The 2,763-nt window shown below is 44.5% G+C and carries 5 protein-coding genes; 3 read left to right on the top strand and 2 right to left on the bottom strand.

The features are described from left to right. Both purL and OGM63_RS08290 read right to left on the bottom strand, forming a co-directional pair. On the bottom strand, positions 1-1,489 hold a 1,489-nt coding region (gene purL / locus OGM63_RS08285; protein WP_263745039.1), incomplete at its 3' end, for a phosphoribosylformylglycinamidine synthase subunit PurL. A 39-nt stretch (positions 1,490-1,528) separates the two neighbouring features. Further along, positions 1,529-1,720 carry a type II toxin-antitoxin system death-on-curing family toxin gene (locus OGM63_RS08290; protein WP_263745040.1) on the bottom strand — a complete coding sequence of 64 codons (192 nt, stop codon included), beginning with the start codon at positions 1,718-1,720 and terminating at the stop codon, positions 1,529-1,531. 412 nt (positions 1,721-2,132) lie between these two features. Here OGM63_RS08290 and OGM63_RS08295 point away from each other — a divergent pair, with 412 nt between their 5' ends. Genes OGM63_RS08295 through OGM63_RS08305 form a run of 3 tightly spaced genes read left to right on the top strand, consistent with a single transcriptional unit; the run spans position 2,133 to position 2,659 of the window. After that, a complete protein-coding gene (locus tag OGM63_RS08295) occupies positions 2,133-2,330 on the top strand; it encodes a DNA-binding protein (RefSeq protein ID WP_263745041.1) in 198 nt (65 codons plus the stop codon). Then, entirely contained in the window at positions 2,330-2,470 is a 141-nt protein-coding gene (locus tag OGM63_RS08300) for a hypothetical protein (protein ID WP_263745042.1), read from the top strand. Before OGM63_RS08295 ends, OGM63_RS08300 begins: the two co-directional genes overlap by 1 nt. 12 nt (positions 2,471-2,482) lie before the next feature. Next, complete coding sequence (locus OGM63_RS08305; protein WP_263745043.1) at positions 2,483-2,659, top strand: type II toxin-antitoxin system death-on-curing family toxin; 177 nt, start codon at positions 2,483-2,485, stop codon at positions 2,657-2,659. Positions 2,660-2,763: the final 104 nt, after the last annotated feature.

The raw sequence follows: 2,763 nt of genomic DNA on the forward strand, positions 1-2,763 counted from the left end.
GTGGGGGAGGGGGGGAAGAAATACCACCTTGTCCCCCTTGTCCCCCTTGTCCCCTTGTCTCCTTGTCCCCCCCTCCCCCTCTCCCCCTCTCCTCAAGGGGACGCAACCGGACGACAGCGGCATCAGCACCACCTGGTAACATGACGGTGTTATTTTGGACTTGATGATCGTATTGGCGATAAACCCAACGTTTTGATGCGATCGCTGGTGTATCAAGTAAAGTCAAAAGGATATCATTCCAACTTTGCTGGCTTTTTTCAATTTCAATCCCAGCAGTTGTGCAATGGGGAAGCAAATCAGGTGTCCATTCCCAAGCTTTTAAAGCATATTCTGGTGGTTCTGTCAATAATTCTCGTTCATACAATGGGGTGTTTTCTGCCAAAGCTTCGGCAGGAATTTCTGCGGCAATTCCACCTTGAAATAATATTCTCACAATGGGTTCGGCTATAACTTCCCCCGCAACAACTGCTTGCAGTCCCCAACGGTGGAAAATGTCGATTAACTCTTGTTCGCGTCCCTTGTGTGCCACAAACAGCATTCTTTCTTGAGATTCCGAAAGCAGGTATTCATAGGGAACCATACCCGATTCCCTCACGGGTATTTTATCTAAATCCAGTTCAATCCCGACACCACCTTTTGCAGCCATTTCGGATGTGGAACAAGTAATCCCAGCTGCACCCATATCCTGTGCGGCAACGACTGCACCTGTTTTAAACGCTTCCAAACAAGCTTCAATTAACGACTTTTCTAAAAAAGGATCGCCAACTTGCACCGCTGGACGGTTATCTAGTGATTCATCGCTGAGTTCTGCACTGGCAAAACTTGCACCACCCATACCATCGCGTCCGGTGGTGGAACCAACATACAGCACCGGGTTACCTAAACCAGATGCCCCAGATTTGACGATTTCTGAAGTTTCCATCAATCCTAGCGCCATCACGTTTACTAGGGGATTCCCGGAGTAAGCAGCATCAAAATAAACTTCGCCACCGACAGTGGGCACCCCGACGCAATTACCGTAGTGACTTATACCTGCAACTACACCGCTGAAAAGCCGTTGAGTTTTGGCATCTTCTAGGGAACCGAAGCGGAGGGAGTTTAAAAGAGCAATGGGACGCGCACCCATTGTAAAGATATCTCTGAGAATACCTCCTACGCCAGTGGCGGCGCCTTGAAAAGGTTCGACGGCTGAGGGGTGATTGTGAGATTCAATTTTAAAGGCAAGTTGCAACCCATTCCCTAAATCGATAACGCCGGCATTTTCACCGGGACCAACGAGAATGCGCGATCCGGTCGTGGGAAACTGTTTTAATAATGGTCGTGAATTTTTGTAACAACAATGTTCTGACCACATCACCCCAAACATTCCTAGTTCGGCTTTGTTGGGATGACGCCCTAACCTGCGGACAATTTCTTCATATTCTTCTGGCTTTAAACCTTCTTTGGCGATTTCTTCAGCGGAAAAGGCTGGTTTTGAGGTTGCAGTCATGAAAATGCACTCTGGGGGACAGAGCATTATTCTATCGATTTACTTGCCCTGTAAATGCAGTTCCAGGAATGCAGATAATTCTTGTTTGGATATTTCCCTCTGAACTACTTGAATCACCAAGTTGTAAGCTTGCTCTTGAGATAAGTTCAAACTGTAGCCGTTTAAGGTTATGAAGATATCCATAACCGCAAATGCAGTGCGCTTGTTGCCATCAATAAATGGATGGTTCATCGCTAAATGGTACAGATATGCTGCTGCTTGCTCACCAATTGTAGGATGAAGAAGTTCACCGCCATCATGTTGCTTGAGGTTGTGCCAGTGCTGAATCTAGCAAACCTTGGTCTGTGACACCAGATGTTCCACCAAAGCTGTTTATCTCATCTTGGTCAATAGACATCTCCATAAAAGACGTAGAGACGTAGCAATGCTACGTCTAATCAAGGGTTTCGGGCAACGTATAGTTCATTTCTGGAGATGTCTAATGTCTAGCACTTGGGAAATAGCGCGATCGCACAACAAAATTGCCTATAAATAAAACGGCGATCGCTATGCATCTAACTAAACTAAGAAACAAGCGATCGCTATGCATCTGATATAAGTTACAATGCTAAAGTAATGGTATCTTTAAACATCCTATTTTATCATGAACACCATTACCATCAAAATTCCCGATGAGCGTTTGTTGAAGCTGCAAAAAACCGCCAATAACCTTGGCTTATCAATAGAAGAATTAGTGTTAATGGGTGTTGAAGAAATACTAAATAAACCAAACGCATCTTTCAAAGGTGCTATGGATTATGTACTCAATAAAAATGCTGAACTTTACAAGCGGCTGGCGTGATGCGGTATCTTACTTTAGAAGAGGTGTTAGAACTGTATCATCGCATAATTGAGCAGTCAGGTGGCTCGGCGGGTATTTCCAACATGGGTGGATTAGAATCAGCTATAGCTCAACCACAAATGACCTTTGCTGGTGAGTAACTTTACCCGACAATAGTTGAAAAAGCTTCTACCCTTGGTTTTTCCCTAATTAAAAATCATCCTTTCATTGATGGCAATAAACGCATCGGTCACGCTGGGATGGAAGTCTTTTTAGTGTTGAATGGTTTTGAGATTAACGCAGCGGTAGATGAACAAGAGAAGGTAATTTTACCGAAAAGTTGGGTCTAAAGCCCCGTCCTTGCAGGACGGCTTTTTATTATATTCGCTCTATCTTATACCAATTGTGATAGCATAAGACGGGAGGTGGAAAATGCTTGTTTTTGAGTTCAAAG

Origin of the sequence: Plectonema radiosum NIES-515 (genome assembly GCF_025753815.1) — a bacterium.
Taxonomy (GTDB): domain Bacteria; phylum Cyanobacteriota; class Cyanobacteriia; order Cyanobacteriales; family Nostocaceae; genus Hassallia; species Hassallia radiosum_A.